The sequence below is a fragment of the Methanolobus sp. WCC5 genome, assembly GCF_045690325.1.
Classification (GTDB): Archaea; Halobacteriota; Methanosarcinia; order Methanosarcinales; family Methanosarcinaceae; genus Methanolobus.
The window spans coordinates 915587-932525 of the sequence record NZ_CP146981.1 but is presented as its reverse complement, the minus strand read 5'-3'; the positions used below and the strand labels follow the sequence as shown (position 1 = coordinate 932525).

The 16939-nt window shown below is 46.1% G+C and carries 16 protein-coding genes; 10 read left to right on the top strand and 6 right to left on the bottom strand.

Annotated features, from left to right (window positions below):
* Positions 1 to 5: 5 nt before the first annotated feature.
* Positions 6 to 1241, bottom strand: coding sequence for a methyl coenzyme M reductase-arginine methyltransferase Mmp10 (gene mmp10 / locus V7O64_RS04475; RefSeq protein WP_407356830.1), 1236 nt, complete (start codon positions 1239 to 1241; stop codon positions 6 to 8).
* Positions 1242 to 1630: 389 nt separating this feature from the next.
* Between mmp10 and mcrB the strand changes: the two genes are divergently transcribed.
* From mcrB to V7O64_RS04445, 6 genes are all read left to right on the top strand, one after another.
* Complete coding sequence (gene mcrB / locus V7O64_RS04470; protein WP_407356829.1) at positions 1631 to 2935, top strand: coenzyme-B sulfoethylthiotransferase subunit beta; 1305 nt, start codon at positions 1631 to 1633, stop codon at positions 2933 to 2935.
* A gap of 50 nt (positions 2936 to 2985) precedes the next feature.
* Complete coding sequence (gene mcrD / locus V7O64_RS04465; protein WP_407356828.1) at positions 2986 to 3483, top strand: methyl-coenzyme M reductase operon protein D; 498 nt, start codon at positions 2986 to 2988, stop codon at positions 3481 to 3483.
* 5 nt (positions 3484 to 3488) lie between these two features.
* Positions 3489 to 4091, top strand: coding sequence for a methyl-coenzyme M reductase I operon protein C (gene mcrC, locus V7O64_RS04460; protein WP_407356827.1), 603 nt, complete (start codon positions 3489 to 3491; stop codon positions 4089 to 4091).
* Positions 4092 to 4103: 12 nt separating this feature from the next.
* Entirely contained in the window at positions 4104 to 4853 is a 750-nt protein-coding gene (gene mcrG / locus V7O64_RS04455; protein ID WP_407356826.1) for a coenzyme-B sulfoethylthiotransferase subunit gamma, read from the top strand.
* A 10-nt stretch (positions 4854 to 4863) separates the two neighbouring features.
* Complete coding sequence (gene mcrA / locus V7O64_RS04450) at positions 4864 to 6582, top strand: coenzyme-B sulfoethylthiotransferase subunit alpha (protein ID WP_407356825.1); 1719 nt, start codon at positions 4864 to 4866, stop codon at positions 6580 to 6582.
* A 267-nt stretch (positions 6583 to 6849) separates the two neighbouring features.
* Positions 6850 to 8901, top strand: a complete 2052-nt coding sequence (locus V7O64_RS04445; RefSeq protein ID WP_407356824.1) for a hydantoinase/oxoprolinase family protein — start codon at positions 6850 to 6852, stop codon at positions 8899 to 8901.
* 27 nt (positions 8902 to 8928) lie between these two features.
* On the opposite strand, the gene aroA is transcribed toward V7O64_RS04445, so the two are convergent.
* A complete protein-coding gene (gene aroA / locus V7O64_RS04440) occupies positions 8929 to 10209 on the bottom strand; it encodes a 3-phosphoshikimate 1-carboxyvinyltransferase (protein ID WP_407356823.1) in 1281 nt (426 codons plus the stop codon).
* 333 nt (positions 10210 to 10542) lie between these two features.
* On the opposite strand from aroA, the gene V7O64_RS04435 reads away from it, so the two are divergent.
* Positions 10543 to 10977, top strand: a complete 435-nt coding sequence (locus V7O64_RS04435; protein ID WP_407356822.1) for a DUF488 family protein — start codon at positions 10543 to 10545, stop codon at positions 10975 to 10977.
* Between the two features lie 21 nt (positions 10978 to 10998).
* On the opposite strand, the gene htpX is transcribed toward V7O64_RS04435, so the two are convergent.
* The 4 genes from htpX to V7O64_RS04415 form a co-directional block, all read right to left on the bottom strand.
* Positions 10999 to 11856: a zinc metalloprotease HtpX gene (gene htpX / locus V7O64_RS04430; RefSeq protein WP_407356821.1), complete on the bottom strand. Its 858-nt coding sequence runs from the start codon at positions 11854 to 11856 to the stop codon at positions 10999 to 11001.
* Positions 11857 to 12032: 176 nt separating this feature from the next.
* Positions 12033 to 12314, bottom strand: coding sequence for a hypothetical protein (locus V7O64_RS04425; RefSeq protein ID WP_407356820.1), 282 nt, complete (start codon positions 12312 to 12314; stop codon positions 12033 to 12035).
* Between the two features lie 42 nt (positions 12315 to 12356).
* Positions 12357 to 13790, bottom strand: coding sequence for a hypothetical protein (locus V7O64_RS04420; protein WP_407356819.1), 1434 nt, complete (start codon positions 13788 to 13790; stop codon positions 12357 to 12359).
* 192 nt (positions 13791 to 13982) lie between these two features.
* Positions 13983 to 14267, bottom strand: coding sequence for a hypothetical protein (locus tag V7O64_RS04415; protein WP_407356818.1), 285 nt, complete (start codon positions 14265 to 14267; stop codon positions 13983 to 13985).
* A gap of 283 nt (positions 14268 to 14550) precedes the next feature.
* On the opposite strand from V7O64_RS04415, the gene V7O64_RS04410 reads away from it, so the two are divergent.
* The 3 genes from V7O64_RS04410 (at position 14551) to V7O64_RS04400 (ending at position 16925) form a co-directional block, all read left to right on the top strand.
* Positions 14551 to 15351, top strand: a complete 801-nt coding sequence (locus V7O64_RS04410) for a helix-turn-helix transcriptional regulator (protein ID WP_407356817.1) — start codon at positions 14551 to 14553, stop codon at positions 15349 to 15351.
* 66 nt (positions 15352 to 15417) lie between these two features.
* Entirely contained in the window at positions 15418 to 15930 is a 513-nt protein-coding gene (locus V7O64_RS04405; RefSeq protein ID WP_407356816.1) for an amino acid-binding protein, read from the top strand.
* Positions 15930 to 16925: a homoserine dehydrogenase gene (locus V7O64_RS04400; RefSeq protein ID WP_407356815.1), complete on the top strand. Its 996-nt coding sequence runs from the start codon at positions 15930 to 15932 to the stop codon at positions 16923 to 16925. Before V7O64_RS04405 ends, V7O64_RS04400 begins: the two co-directional genes overlap by 1 nt.
* The last annotated feature ends 14 nt before the right edge of the window (positions 16926 to 16939 follow it).

The following is a 16939-nucleotide window of genomic DNA, read 5'->3' as shown; positions in this document are numbered from 1 at the left end:
CTGTGTCAGGCATTTACCGGCATACCAATAGCATTTATCGCATGAATGAGCTCTGTGAACTGTTCTGTTTCAAACTTAAGCACATCTTCTTTGGAAAGTCCTATTGACATCTCTCCATCATAGGTTAGCATATCCGGCCCTCTGCGCACAAAACGCTGCATTCCGTCCCTTGATAGTATGGCTGTTGCCTCAGGGTCATGTACGAATGCCCTGCCCGGGATTATGACTGTTTCCTTCACATCTTTCAGGTCAAGATTTTCCAGGTCATCGATGGTTATCAGGCAGCCTATATCCTTATCCACGGCAACGATATTAACTGTACTTCCCAGCTTTGTGAAGATCTCCTGAAGCCGCTCTGCAGAAGCACGACTGGTAAGTATTGTAGCTTCTTTTCTGACAGGTGGTAGTTTTTTTAGGGCTTCTTTATCGTTTCTGATAGCATACGGCGAGCCTGTCATGGGGTCCTCAAGGGGGGTTCCTGTTATCCTGATGTTATATCTTGCATCAGAATCCCGCACTATCTTTACGAATTCATCGATGGTGTGGGTCCGGATGCCTTCCATAATGGGAGCGTTGTTCAGTATGAGGCCTTCTTCTGTTCTGTTGGCAAAGCGCATGAGTATGGCTCCCCTGGCGCCCATCTCTTCCAGGTCATGCAGTGTGTTTTCCAGGATATCGCCGTCGTTTATCCCGGGTATGAGGACGATCGCAGCATACACATCACAATGCCGGCAGAAATGGCGCAATACTTCCAGTGCTGCTTCCGGTTCTGGATCGTGCATATATTCCTTTCGAAGGGCGGGGTCGGTGGCAAATACTGTAAAAGAAACCTCCTTTACTCCATATTCAATAAAGAATTCCGCTTCATCACCTTTTGTGAAGCCTTTCCCGCTTGTGTATCCAAGATGAATGGGCAGCCCGAACTGTGCCAGGTTTGCAACAAGTTCCATAAGATCGGGATAACAACTGACGTCCCCGCCGCCACTGATGGTTATCTTGTCAATGTTCTGCGGTTTCATCCTGAGCTTCTGGTAGAGTTCCTGGAAAACATATTCCCCTGGCTTGAAACCGGAATACGACTCCCTGACACCTCTGGTGCAGTAATCGCAGCCTTTTTTGAAAGGGAAGCAGTATTTGCATCCAAATGGCGGGTTTTCTTTTACTTTCCTGAAATAACAGTATGTACAGAAACCTTTGCAATCTATGCCGGGATTGCCTCCTACGTCAGCTATGATCTCCATAGAACGGATTACTCAGTATAGGGGTACTTAAAGCTTTGCCGGCAAATATAAATCCTATATATGCTATTCACTCTCCGGCTATCAGGCCAGATCGACCTGATGTCTTTCATATTCTTTACTATGTTTCAAATAACCGTTGTGTTTTACATAATGCCATTTTGGTTGACAATACATTCTATTTTTCATGTCGCGTGTTCAATGATAACGATATTGTCAAAAACGATGCAAAAGGTTTAAACCTAATTGTTGCTTAATAAATCCGAGAATTCCCAATGGAAAGCATTCGTACAGAAATTACTATGTGGTACAAAGTAATTGACTTTCATTCGTGTGGTCTGTGCGTTTCCATAATGGGTTATTTCTGAATAGAAACATAGGAGGAAATATACTTGTCTGATAAAATAGACATTTATGACGACAGAGGTAAACTGTTGGAAAGCGGCGTTGATCTTATGGATATTGCGCCAACAAGAAACGCAGCGATTCAAAATATCATTAAAGATACAAAGAGGACTGTTGCAGTAAACCTCGCTGGAATCGAGAAAGCACTTAAGACCGGTTCCATGGGTGGAAAAGGTAAAAAGATCCTTGGCAGGGAGCTTGACTACGATATAGTCGGTAATGCAGGCGCAATTCAGGATGCCGTAGCAAAGCTCGTTAGCGTAAGCGAGGATGACGACACCAATGTGAAGGAACTTGGCGGCGGAAAGCAGATGATCGTCCAGGTCCCAGGTGTAAGGGCACAGGTTGGTGCAGACTACGTATCCGCAAGTACCGTAACAGGTGCAGCAGTCGTCCAGACCATCATTGACATGTTCAACACCGACATGTTCGATGCACCTATCGTAAAGTCCGCTGTATGGGGAAGCTACCCACAGACCATGGACATGTCCGGTGGAAACATCGCATCCATTCTCAGTATCCCACAGAACAATGAGGGTCTTGGTTTCTCAATGAGGAACATCACAACAAACCACATTGCAGCAATCACCGGTAAGAAGGCAATGAATGCAGCAGCACTTTCATCCATCTTCGAGCAGGTAGGTATGTACGAGATGGGTAACGCTGTAGGTCCTTTCGAGAGACACCAGTTACTTGGCTTCGCATTCCAGGGTCTTAATGCAAACAACGTCGTTTACGACATTGTAAAAGAGAACGGTAAGAACGGTACGATCGGTACTGTGGTCCAGTCCGTTGTCGACAGAGCTCTTGAGCTTGGTGTGATATCAGTTGACAAGACCGCACCATCCGGATACAACTTCTACAAGGCAAATGACGTATCCATGTGGAATGCATGTGCAGCAGCAGGTCAGCTTGCAGCAACAATGGTAAACTGTGGTGCCGGAAGGGCAGCCCAGAACGTATCCTCAACTATCCTTTACTTCAATGACATCCTTGAGAAGGAAACAGGTCTTCCAGGCTGTGACATGGGTAGGGCACAGGGTACTGCAGTAGGATTCTCATTCTTCAGTCACTCCATCTATGGTGGTGGCGGACCAGGTATCTTCAACGGTAACCACGTTGTTACCAGACACTCCAGAGGTTTTGCAATTCCTTGTGTATGTGCAGCAGTCTCACTTGACGCAGGTACACAGATGTTCTCTGTAGAGAAGACCTCTGCACTTGTGGGTAACGTATTCGGCTCAATAGAAGAGTTCAGGGAGCCAATCAAGGCAGTTGCAGGAGCTCTCTAAGACCCAAATTCCCTCCTTAAATATCACAGATAATCATACAGGTAACAAAAATGTCCGAAGCTTTTTCAGACGCAAACACTGTGCAGCTTGAAATATTTCCTTCAAGGCTGCTAAAACCCGAAACAGCTCAGCAACTTCTCAATGAGATCGCTGATCTTGATGGTATACTCAGGATGTTCGTTCATGGCCCAAGGCTGCCACAGGCCGTTCCATACGGACCCGCAACAGGAGTACCTGTGCAGCATCCCGGGAATACTGTGATAGAAGTTGCAGGCCAGGCAATCGAACTTGCTGTGTACGTTGGCGGTATCCGCATGGAAGTCGTCGATGCTGATATAAAAGAGCAGGTGAGGGAGGTTTGTGAAAGGGTCCTTCCAGTGTCATTTGAATTCAGGGAAGGTAATTTCATTCCAAAGAGGCAGACGGTAAGTGACTATGCAAAACGCGGTCCGGATGCTGATCCCCTGATGACAGGAATGACAGACCCCAAGGGAAAGCTGAAGAATCATCCGGTATGCATCCTCAAGCCGCAGGATAATGATGAGTGATACTAATGTTCGACCGGGAAACGCAGGTTGTTGATTGCAGGCATGGAATGGGTCTTGGCAGAGGAGGAGGACTGGCACAGCGCGGTACTCTTTCAGAAACTGGCAGGCCTGATGTCATAGCAGTTGCAATGAGCCCGGGAAGAAGACATATCACAAAACCTGTGTGTGAACTCACATATGGCATGCGTCGTGAAGAAATTCAGGTCAGTGTGCTTGTGCTTAACACCGGTTCAGGTGTTCCGGACACCAATATGGGTTCCGGCTCCTTTGGGATAAGCCCTGAGGAGGTCGCACAGATAAACAGGCATAAGGTTGCTGTGATCCACACAGGCAACATCAGGGATCACGTGGTCAGGAAGGTAAAAGCAATACTTGAAGAAGCAGATATTCCTGCAGTAGTTGTTTGCCAGACCCTTGTGGACTATGAGGATTTTGCATTGGCAGGAGTAAAGACAAGACTTGTAAAACCAAAGGATAGTGATATTTTAACAAAAGGGAGGGTAATGGAAATTGTGACTGGAGTTACACGAGGAGAATCATGTTCGAGGGAAAAACTGAACGAACTCGTGAAAGCCGTGAAAACCACAATGAGATCATTAGAGAATTAGGAGTGAATAATTATGGCATATGAACCACAATATTATCCAGGAGCAACATCAGTTGCTGAAAACAGAAGAAAACACATGTCTGGTAAAGTTGAGAAACTCAGAGACGTTTCTGACGATGACCTGACACTTGTTCTCGGACACCGTGCACCAGGTAGTGACTACCCAAGCACACACCCACCACTCGCAGAAATGGGCGAGCCGGAGTGCTCAATCAGAGAGATCGTAGAAGCAACACCAGGCGCAAAAGCTGGTGACAGGGTAAGGTACGTACAGTTTGTTGACTCAATGTACAACGCACCATCCACCCCATACTTCAGGTCCTACGCAGCAGCAATCAACTTCAGAGGTGTCGACCCAGGTACACTTTCCGGTCGTCAGGTCGTTGAAGCCCGTGAGAGGGACATGGAAGAGCTCGCTAAGTTCCAGATGGAAACCGAGATGACCTGCCCGGCACTTGCAAGCCTCAGGGGTGCAACAGTACACGGTCACTCACTCAGGCTTCCTGAAGACGGTGTAATGTTTGACATGCTCGACAGGTGCAGAAAAGAAGGCGACATAATCATAATGCACAAGGACCAGGTAGGCAGACCTATCGACAAGAAGGTAAACCTCGGAAAGCCAATGTCTGCAGAAGAAGCAGCAAAGAGGACAACCATATACCGTGTTGACAACGTAGCATTCAGAGACGATGCAGAAGTCATTGAATGGGTACACAGGGTATTCGATAAGAGAACCATCTATGGCTTCAAGCCGGAGAACTGAGGTGATTATAATGGCAGACGACAGAAAGAGAATGTTTGCAAAACACATGGAAATAAAGTACACAAAAGAGCACGGTACTAACAAAATGGAAGGTGGAAAGATCACCGATATGACTGTGGAATACCACAGACTTGGTGTCGATCAGAACCCACGTAAATTAGAGATGAAAAAGGCAGGTCAGGAACTCGCATCAAAGAGAGGACTTGTCGGTTACAACCCAATGATGCACTGTGGTGGTATCCCACTCGGTCAGAGAGCACTCACCCCATCATTCCTGTCAGGCACTGACATGATGGTCGAGATCGATGACCTTCACTACGTCAACAACGCTGCAATGCAGCAGATGTGGGATGACATCAGAAGGACCGTAATCGTCGGTATGGACATGGCACACGAGACCCTTGAGAAGAGGCTCGGTATCGAAGTCACACCGGAAACCATCAACCACTACCTTGAGACACTCAACCACGCACTTCCTGGTGGAGCAGTCGTTCAGGAACACATGGTCGAAACACACCCAGCTCTTGTAGATGACTGTTACGTCAAGATGTTCACCGGTGACGATGAACTCGCAGATGAGATCGACAAGCAGTTCCTTATCGACATCAACAAGGAATTCCCTGCAGAGCAGGCAGAGCAGCTTAAGGCAGCAATAGGCAAGACCTCCTGGCAGGCAGCACACATCCCAACAATTGTCAGCAGAACCACAGACGGTGCCCAGACAAGCAGGTGGATGGCTATGCAGGTCGGTATGTCATTCATTTCAGCATACAGCATGTGTGCCGGTGAAGCAGCAGTAGCTGACCTTTCATATGCAGCAAAACACGCAGGTGTTATCTCAATGGGTGAGATGCTCCCTGCAAGACGTGCACGTGGTCCTAACGAGCCCGGTGGAATTCCATTCGGCCACATGGCAGATATCGTACAGACAAGCCGTGTAGACCCAGAAGACCCGGCACACGTTGCTCTTGAGGTAGTCGGTGCAGGATGTATGCTCTACGACCAGATCTGGCTCGGTTCATACATGTCTGGTGGTGTCGGTTTCACACAGTACGCAACAGCAGCATACTGTAACAACATCCTTGATGACAACCTCTACTACAACGTAGACTACATCAACGACAAGTACGATGGTGCAGCAAAGACCGGTACCGACAACAAGGTAAAGGCAACCCTTGATGTTGTAAAGGATATCACAACCGAATCCACGATATACGGTCTTGAGAACTACGAGAAGTACCCAACAACCCTTGAAGACCACTTTGGTGGTTCACAGAGAGCAACAAGCCTTTCAGCAGCAGCAGGTTCCGCTGTTTCTATCGCAACAGGAAACGGAAATGCTGGTCTGTCCGGATGGTACCTCTGTATGTACCTGCACAAGGAAGCACTCGGAAGACTCGGTTTCTTCGGATACGACCTGCAGGACCAGTGTGGTGCAACCAACGTTCTCTCATACCAGTCCGACGAAGGTCTGGCTCTTGAACTGCGTGGACCAAACTACCCCAACTACGCAATGAACGTAGGTCACCAGGGTGGATATGCAGCAATCACCTCCGGTGCACACGCCGGTCGTGGAGACGCATTCGCAGTCAACCCACTGATCAAGGTCTGTTTCGCAGACAAGCTCCTGCCATTTGACTTCACACAGCCAAGGAAGGAGTTCGCAAGGGGAGCTCTCAGAGAGTTCGAGCCTGCTGGTGAGAGATCACTCATCATCCCGGCAAAATAATTTTAGAACAAGTGCAGGCTTTATGCCTGCCACTTACCTTTTTTGTTTGTTCGTCTCCTTTTGTCTCATATCCTTTGTTGCATTACGTGGTAATGCTTAAATATTGCAAAACCATTATTTTTTACATTATTGATATTATCTTTAGTCTTTGCAGAAAACCGGACATGATCATTATACTCAAATATTTTGAGTATCAAATGTATTTATTGATACAGAGGTTTTCTTCATGACCGATATTTGAATAATTGTTATAAGGAGTGAACCAAAATGCAATACAGTCTGGGCATTGATGCCGGCGGGACCTTTACTGATGGGGTTATCATCCGCGATTCGGATGGTATGATAATGGATGCCACAAAAGTGCTTACTACCTATCCTGACCCCATAGGCGGGATTAAAAAAGTGATCGATTCTCTGGATCCTGAGTATACGAAGGATGTAAAACTGGTCTCGGTTTCCACTACCCTTTCAACCAATACCATACTTGAAGATACGGGTTTTCCGGTGGGTGTCATCCTTGTAGGTGATTATGTAATACCCGATGAAGGTTTCCCTGCAAGATATTACACAAGGCTCAGTGGCGGACATACAAGTAATGGTGAAGAGGCTGCTCCTCTTGATGAGGATGGGGTCAGGCAATTTGCCCTGGATGTAAAGGACAATGTTGCGGCGTTTTCTGTTTCATCTTTTTTCAGTAATCGTAATTCTGAACATGAACTCCGTGTCAAGCAGATAGTTCGTGAGCTTACAGGGCTCCCGGTTGTGTGCGGACATGAGCTCTCCCAGGAAGTCGGAGCCTATGACAGGGCCATCACTGCATATCTGAATGCCCAGTTATTACCCATCACTCATAAGTTTATCCAGTCCATCATGCAGGACATAAGCTCCCGGGGCATTGACGCCAATCTTCTCATGCTCAAATGTGACGGTTCTGTTGTAGGTATGGAAGAGGCACTGGAACGTCCTATTGAATCGATATTCTCAGGTCCGGCAGCCAGCCTTGTAGGTGCTGCCTTCCTTACAAAGTACGATACCTGTGTCATGGTGGATGTGGGTGGTACCAGTACCGATGTTGCACTGATAAGGAACGGTGTGCCTGAAATAAGTGACCAGGGGGCCGTTGTCGGTGGATGGAAGACCATGGTAAAGGCAATAAGAATGGAAACATCCGCTACAGGGGGTGACAGCCATGTATGGGTACAGGATAATAAGTTCTACGTTGGTCCAAGAAGGGTGATCCCCCTTTGCCGGGCTGCCTGTGAATATACCGGTTTCCTTGAACGATTGAAGGAGTCTAAATCCCCTTCAAGGAAACTTCTTTGTGAGAATGTGCAGCCAACTAAGTTCTTCGTGCGCACAGGTGTAAGGCCATTTGACCTTACAAGGACAGAAGAAGAGATATATGATGTCATCCTGGGTGTGCCTCTTTCCTATGTGGATATCTTCCAGCGCCTGAAGAAACAGCCAAGTGTCCGTGCCCTTGATGGTCTTATACAGAAACGTCTGGTACAGGCAATTGGTTTTACACCGACGGATGCACTTCATGTTCTTGGTGATTTCAGGCAGTGGGAAACAGAAGCTTCCATGATCGGTGCAGAAAAGCTTGCCAGGCAGTTAAGGGTAAACAGTGAAGATATCGCTATTATGGTAAAACAAAGGGTTGCAAGTAACATGGCAACAGATCTTGTCTCTTATCTGGTGGAAGGCATACCTCTGTCTGTTATTGATCAGATGCTCAGTGGGAAGAACTTCACCCGATTCAGGATCGAAACTCCGGTGGTATTGCTTGGTGGTCCTGTTGTTGCCTATAAGGAAGAGATGGAAAAGCTTATCGACGCCAATATTGTAGTTCCCGAACATGCAAGTGTCGGGAATGCTGTTGGTGCCCTTGTGGGTAAAGGCATAAAGCGCGTGGAAGTACTTATTAAAAGGGATTTTGCCCCTGTAACTGGTGAGAATGTAACTGACGAGGAGCTAAAGAATGCCAAAGAGGTTACCCGGTACTTCGCTTTTACTCCGGAAGGCAGGCATGTGTTCCCGCAATATATTGAGGCATATGAGTTTGCAAGAGATGCCGGAAGGAAAATCATCATGGATTATATGAAAGCAGCCGGTTACTCTAAGGACGAGGTCGAAATAGAGGTGACCAAAAAGGACCTTATGGTCAGGGAAGGCGAAGAACCGGTGGAAAGTAAGGTAATAGTGGTTGGGATTGGTACCTCCAGACTTGTAGTGGAGAAAGATGTCATTCCCGATTACATGCGTAAAAAGGCCATTAGTAGCAGAACCGCTGTTGGGCGCTCCTATTCAGGCAAGTAAGGGGGAGTCTCTCTCTTCCTGTCTTTCCTATTCCTCAGGTTTTATCTGTGCACCAAGTTTTGTCATTTCCCCGAAGAAATCCGGGAAGGATATCTGCACAGCCTCAGCAGTATCTATTGTTGTGTCTCCGGCAACCATGCCTGCAATGGTCAGGGCCATGACTATCCTGTGGTCATGCCAGCCATGCAGGTGGGCGCCATGCAGTTCACCACCGGTAATTGTTAACCTGTCAGGTTCTTCCTTTACGGATATTCCCATTTTTGCCAGTTCAAGGGCCATTGCATGAAGTCTGTCTGTTTCTTTATAACGCACGTGTTCGGCATTCTCAATGACAGTCACACCCCGGGCACATGCAGCAAGTACGGCAATGGTGGGAACGAGGTCAGGTGTTGCGCCTGCATCAAAAGTAGTACACTTAAGTCCGCTGCAGGTGACATGTACCGTTCCTTCCTCCTTATCCCATGATATTTTTGCACCCATACGTTCAAGCACATCTATTATCTCGACATCTCCCTGTTTTGAAGGGAACAGGTTCTTCACGGTAACAGAGGATCCTGTCATTGCAGCTGCTGCCAGTAAGTAAGAAGCAGATGAGAAGTCTCCGGGAACAGTATATTCTTTAAGGTTGTATCTCTGGTTCGCCGGGATTATGAATTCAGTAGTGTTATTTTCCTCTGTAAGTATCTGCGCACCTGCCTTTTCAAGCAGTTCGAGGGTAACATCGACATAAGGTCTTGACTTCATCTTTCCTTTTATTGAAAGTGTTGTGTCCCGGATGGTAAGGGGACAGGCTATAAGAAGTGCGGAAATGAATTGTGAACTTATGGAGCCGTCTACTGTAGTAATTGCACCTTTGAGCCCGCCACGTACAACTATGGGAGCACATCCGTTGCCACGGGTGGAATATGCTTCCACGCCAAGCCTGTTAAGTACATCCAGAAGTGGCTGATTAGGCCTGCTTCTAATAGAGCTGTCACCTGTAAGCACGGTCACTCCGTTTGTAAGTGATGATATGGCCGTCATGAAGCGCAGGGTAGTTCCTGAGTTTGCAACGTCTATCACGTCATTGGGAACAAAGGGTTTACCGTTCACTCCGGTCACATGCAATTCTTCTTCTGATCTTTCTATATTTGCTCCAAAAGCTTCGCATGCACGTACAGTTGCAAGGGTGTCAGCCGACATAAGAGGCCGGTGAATCACACATTTATCCGACAGGGCAGCAATGGTAATTGCCCGATGTGTATAACTTTTAGACGGTGGTGCAAATATCTCACCGCTGATCTTTGAAGTACTGACAGATACTTTCATTTTATCCTCTTTAAGTGCAGATTTGAATTTAATGACATGATCTTTAGTTTTGAGATGTCATATTGTATGATCCAACAGCTTGGTCGGGTTTGAATAAGATCATGATGGAGTTTTAATATTGGAATGCTATGGACAAAATAACCTTTCTCCATGATATTCTTATCGATTAGTATCATAATACAATTTTGGCTAATGTGACATCTCCATTTAATGGTCCCTCATTGCCTATCCTCATTGCCTATAATACTGTAAAATGAACCGTCAATTATATTGAACATCCTAATTAAAATAAGACCTCTTCCATTACATTGTTGATTATTGATGGTGCGAACAATGAAATGCTACACTATAGGATATGGGAACCGGCTGCCTGAAGATTTCACAGGCATGCTCATTGAGAACGGAATAACTCATCTTGTGGATATACGAAGGTACCCTCAGTCTACATTCAGGGAATACGATAAGGAATCCCTTGAGCTGCTGCTTCCTATGAACGGTATATCATATTTCCATTGCGAGGGAGTGGGTGGTATGAGGGAGCATGCTTACGTGGAATATATGGATACAGAACCATTCCGCAGCAGCCTGGCCAGGCTTATTGATCTTATAAGGAAGGTCCATGAAGATAACGGAAGAGTAGTGCTTATGTGTGCGGAAAAAAGTCCGAAAGGCTGTCACAGGCAATATCTTTCGCTAAAACTTGAAGAAAATGGTGTGGAGGTCATCCATCTCGTAGAAAGGGGACAGACAAACCTCTTTAATTTCTAAAACCCTGATCCGATTAAGCCATTACATTGCACGGAGCCTTTTGATACGTTCCTCTGTTACCGGGTGTGTCCTGAAAAGGTTCATGATGGAGTTACCCCTCAAAGGGTTAACTATGAACATGTGTGCAGTGGCCTCGGATGCTTGCACATCACCTCTTCTCTCCCTATAGTGTGAACTGCCATACTCAAGCTTTTCCAGTGCACTTGCCAGCGCCCAGGGTTTTTGGCAGATGCGTGCTCCTTCTGCATCGGCAGCAAATTCCCTTGATCTTGATATTGCAAGCTGTATTATAGTTGCCGCCAGCGGTGCCACAATGGCAAGGGCAAGGAAACCGATCAAGTTATTTGCTCCTTCACCGTCCCGTCCGCCGATACCTCCGAATATGGCTGCCCATTGTACCCAGTGGGCTATCATCGTTATGACACCGGCTATTGTGGCAGCTACTGCACTGATCAGGGTGTCACGGTTCCTTACATGCGCAAGCTCGTGGGCCAGCACGCCTTCAAGCTCTTCTGCTGTCAGCAGATCAAGTATCCCGGTCGTGGCAGCGACTGCTGCGTGTTTTGGGTCCCTGCCGGTTGCAAATGCATTTGGCATGGATGTATGCACGATATATACCTTCGGCATTGGAAGGTTTGCCTTCATAGCCAGCTTCTGGACTATTCCGTAGAGCTGCGGAGCCTCTGCTGCAGTGACCTCCTTAGCATGATACATCTTTAAGACTATCTTATCGCTGTACCAGTAAGTTCCAAAGTTCATGATGATCGCAAATATGAATGCAATGATCATTCCTGACGTCCCGCCCATTAGCTGGCCTACAATGACCAGCAGACCGGTAAGGGTTGCCAGCAGTAAAGTTGTTTTTATCATGTTTCCCATAATTTTCCCCTTAGATATGGTGTAGTATCATTTCTAAGTGCAAATAGATTGTTTGTTCGACTATATATACTTATCTTATAATTCTCTGTTAATTTGCAATTAAAAAGCTCTTATGTTCCTGATTAATGTAAAGGGCTGGCATACACAAATAAAAAGGGGATATGAATGAACATGGTTCATATCTCTTCAGGAACAATGTCTTCTTCAAGGTTCATTTCATCGATAAGTGCTTCAAGCTCTGCAAGCTGTGCTTCCAGATCCTGTATCTCGCTGTCTGTAACACCTGCCATGCCCTCATTAAGGGCCATGTCTGCAACACTTATTTCCTGCTCAGTACCTGGATCTGCTACATCAGGACTTGTGTTTCCCTCTTCAGTTGTGTTTTCATCCATACATCCCGAAACCACAATAACGCAGAGCATGAGAGCAATTATCACGATATTTCTGAAATATTTCATTCTTCTTCAACTCCTGTATCGTTCAAATCATGTCCCAATGCTTCAGGTCAATGCTGCATTTGCATTCACAGATGCATCTGCATTACTTTCGTTTTCATTATTTTGGGAAGCATCATTGTTTTCGCTTTCTTCATCACCATGATCTTCTCCGTCTTCTGTGACATCACCGGGGTCTGCATAGTTGCCTGCCCAGTTGCCAGATCCTCCTACGGTTTCATACGTTCCGTTGCCTGAGAGTACTGCCGTTCCTGTTCCTTCAGCGGTCAGTTCGATATCTGACCCGCGAACCATAACAGTCAGCCGGCTTCCTTCAATATGTACATCTCCGGTGATGTTCATGAATACAAATGCACGGTTATTGTCCGTACTGTTTCCTTCCTCAACATTGGATTCTCCATATTCTGTATTATCCGCAACTTCTATCCTGGCATCACCTGCAAGGTCCTTGATAACAAGCTTTGCATCAGTGATCGTGAGATCTATGGTAACATCACCCGAGATGACAGCAGTGCCATTACCTTCAGCATTCAGAGTACCATTTCCGGATAGTACGACCACTCCCTGCCTGTGCTGTTTGAGTTCTGTGAGTATGTTCCTGAGAATGGCATTCGCATCTCTGATATCTTTGCCTGCCTGTTCTATATACCTGTTAGCTTCCCGGACATTTTCGCCAACTGTGCCGTTCCCGTTCATGTAGGTATTCCTTGCACGTTCCTGGTTCTCTTTTGCCCCGGCTATGAGCTCCCTGTACCTGGCAAGCATTTCTTCCAGGTCTTCTGTATCCTCTCCATTTTCCTTCATCGTAGCAATCTCATTCTCCAGACGCAGCATAAGGGTTTCTGATGTCCTGATAACCGCATTCATCCTGTTGTCAATTGCTCTTCCTGCAGATATGATACGATCCTTACGTGCATCGTTCCATACACTCCTGATATCTTTTGCAGCATCAGCAAGTTCCTTTCTTGTTGTTGCAGCGTTCACATCCTCTCTGATAGATCCCAGTCTTTTAATGTACTCACTGTCGTCTTCCTCGTCAAGACGTGATATCATATAGCTGATAGAACTGTTGAGATATTCCCTGGTAGCATTGATAGCTTCTTCAGTATCAATGTTAGGGTTGTTGGACCTCATTATCGCAAAATTATCTCTGGCTGCCTGGTATCTGGCCACAGCGTTCATGGATTCTGTCCTTTTTCGCGTGGCATCTTCCTTTGCGTTTACCATGTCCCTGTCTCTGTCATGGTCCCTGATGTATGCTGCTGCTGTATCTGCAGAATCATCTTTATCTTCATCGGCGTTGTCATCTGTCTGATCATTGCCATAAGTCTCTTTTTCATTTGCAGCGTTTGCAACCTTAACTCTCATATCATCATTCTTTGCATTGTCAGATGCTGCAAGTGCTCCTGCCGGAAGGATGCTCATCAGCACCAAAAGTACGGCAAAGCCTGCAAACATTCTCAATCCAGTTTTTTCCATAAGATTTCCCTCCAGTTCTCTAACATCATTTTTTATGATCTGTACTCTGGTTTGTAGTAATGTCGGTAATGTTGTACTAATGTTGGTAATGTTGTGATTAAAAAAATCCGGCTGGCTGGCTCTGGTTTATGGTAGCCGGATTAATTTCTTTATACTCTGTTCCTCTATTCTATTTATTCATCATCCTTCATTTTAATTCTGGCATGACCGCTCTCTTATTCTGTCCTGTGTCCTGTCCGGGCCGGTCCCATCACATGCACCGGTTCCCTTGCAGTTGTTACCAAGACCTTTGTAGGCTCCATCTGCAAAATTGTCACAAATGCCATCACCGTCTTCATCAATGAAATCCGGGCATGATCCATCTTCCAGCTGATCATTGGACTGTTCTGCTATCTGGTCTGCTGCCATGGCAGTCACCGCGAATAAACTGACCAGCATAAGCGCCACAGCAATCAATGTAAATCTTCTTGTATCCATCGTTCTTCCTCCATTTTTTGTATATTTATGCAATTCTTATGTAGTTTTTATGTAAGTGCAAGAAGGGGCTGGCAAAAGCCTGGTGGTAAATACAACTTGCACTTACAATTACCGGATTCTCCGTGGCTGATATAAGCATGCTTTACTTCATGGTAACTTTAAGGATATGTAAGCATGAAAAAAAGGCTTTAAATTGTTTATTTTACTTGATAAAACTTTACTAATCTTTATTTTGAATCCGGAAGAAACAATTATATGGGTTCACTTGATAAATATACATCCTGTGTTCCGGAAAAATGTGATCCTGCTACTTATAACGATCATTGTGGTACTTTCAGGCGTGCATGCTGCAACTGCTCAGGAGGTTGCCACCATACACGGAGCTGTGTATGAGTGGGGCTCTTTTGATCCCCTGGAGAATGTGATTGTCCAGGTTAACTCAACGCCGCCCCAGTCCATGCTTGCAAAACATGGCATATATTCTTTTGATCTGGTGCCAGGTCATTATGTCATATCTGCCAGCTATTATACTGAAGGTGACATGGTTGCATATACCGAAGAGGAAATATACATCGATGATGACGGCGACTATGTATATGATCTGCTGCTGTTTCCTGTCTATTATGATCCTGTATTCAATGAAAGTGAATTTTCAGAGCTTGATGAAATTGCTTTTTTTGCAGATAATGATGAAGATAAGGTGCTCATCTCCACACCAATTGTCATTGTGCTGGTCCTTTTCCTCATTGTAGTGCTTTTTGGCTATTTTTACATAAGGCACAGAAAAGCTGCTTTTGTTCCTGAAGAGGATATAACCGCCGAGGAAAGGCACATGGCACTATCTGCAGGTGCAGGCAGATTACAGGAGCTTCCAGCCGATCTCAGGGAGCTTGTCGATATAATTGCCAGCAACGATGGCCGCATAACCCAGAAGGAGTTGCGTACAAAAGTAAGACATTCCGAAGCAAAGGTCAGCCTGATGATATCTGACCTTGAAAGTCGTGGCATAGTCCGAAAATACAGGAAAGGCAGGGGTAATATCGTCATTCTTGAAGATACCGATGACCCAAACCAAAATATATAACTGCGTTTAACGTGTATGGGGATAAGCATTGAGAAATAGTTCTATTTACAATTTACGAGGGTATACATGCGAGTTTCCATGGACATTGAGTTAAAAGATATCCCCGGGCAGTTACTTCTTGCTTTAAGACCGGTATCCGAATTCAAAGGCAATCTTATATCGGTGGTCCACCACCATGAAAAGAGAACTCCCCGAGGTACGATTCCGGTTCAGGTGGTCTTTGAGACAAAACCGGATAATCTCAGTCAGATTATTTCCAGCCTTGAGGAGAGCGGGATAGGTATTGTGCGCATTGACGAGAAGAGATACTTCGAGCATGGCGCAGTCCTTCTTATAGGGCATATAGTCCACACAGATATCCAGGATACTATCGATACTATTGATAACACAGGCTACGCGGAGGTTGTGGACCTTAATCTTTCAATGCCAAAGATCAAGATGCCATCCTCGGCATCACTCAAGATAGATGCAGTAAGCAAGGAACATCTTACACAGGCCATTGATATTCTCAAGGACATTGCAAAAAAGAAGGACCTGCTGGTCATCGAACCCATCAAAAGTGAGCTGGGGGCCCTCTGATGAGGACGATACGTTTATCCATAATAGGATTTGGTGCTGTCGGGCAGGGTGTTGCAAAGGTCCTGCTTGCCAAAAAGGCAGATCTTGAAGATATCGGTCTTGATCTTCGGGTTGTTGCTATAGCAGATTCCAGGACCGCTGTGATAGACCCCGATGGTGTGGATCTTGGTGCGGCCATTTCCAGAAAGAAGGCCGAAGGATCGGTTGGTTCCCGGAATATGACAGGTCTTGAGATCATAGAGAAGATAGATCATGAACTTGTGGTGGAGACGACCCCGACCAACATAATAACAGGTGGTGCAGGTCTTGAGAACATGCTCATGGCTTTCAGAAAAGGCAGGGACGTGGTCACATCTAACAAAGGTCCCCTGGCAGTGAAGTACAAAGAGCTCATGGAAGCATCAAAGCTAAGTGGTTCACGATTCAGGTTCGAGGCTACGGTCGGTGGTGCTATGCCTGTACTGAACCTTACAAAGGATTCACTGGCAGGAAACAGGATAACCAATGTGGAGGGTATATTCAACGGAACCTGCAACTATATCCTTACCCGCATGACAGAGGAGCATGCACCTTATGAACAGATGCTTGCAGAGGCACAGGAACTGGGGTATGCGGAAACGGATCCTACCTACGATGTGGAAGGTGTTGATACTGCGTGTAAACTGGTAATACTTGCCAACTGTGTATTCGGAATGAATGCAACTTATGAGGATGTTACTGTCACCGGCATAACAAAGATAACTCCCGAAGCACTCCTGCTGGCGCATAATGACGGTTATGTTATCAAGCTGATAGGTGAGGTCAACGACAGCAGGATAAATGTGGCTCCAAAACTGGTTCCCATAGGGCATCCTCTTGCTGTGGCCGGTTCCCTGAACGTTGCATCGGTACAGACCGACCTTTCAGGCCCAATTACTGTAACTGGGCGCGGAGCAGGTTCTATAGAAACCGCCAGTGCAATACTCAGTGATCTGATATCTATCTACAGGAACTGAAGATCCTTGTCAGG